The sequence below is a fragment of the Planococcus sp. RAB007_Raresut genome (assembly GCF_057369535.1).
Map to the genome: position 1 here is coordinate 1 of NZ_JBXYIF010000278.1, position 234 is coordinate 234.

The following is a 234-nucleotide window of genomic DNA, read 5'->3' on the forward strand; positions in this document are numbered from 1 at the left end:
GGCAGAGGTGTGGACAAAAGAGAACGTCGCACCTGCTGCGGCGCTCTATTTCCACGTGCACCGACCACTCGTTCCACCTGCTAGTTCTGAAGAAGAAACGCGTCAAAAAGTATTGGAGTCGTATCAGATGCAAGGGCTATTAGTAGATGACCCGGAAATTTTAGAGATGATGGACCGCTCGGCGAAAGGCTCATCCAAAAAATCCATTGTCATTCCGGTCAAATATAAAAAAGA

General features: G+C 47.4%; 1 protein-coding gene. It reads left to right on the forward strand.

The features are described 5' to 3' along the window. A partial coding sequence (locus tag AC2Q9J_RS18535; protein ID WP_499042203.1) for a hypothetical protein occupies window positions 1–234 on the forward strand: 234 nt, incomplete at both ends.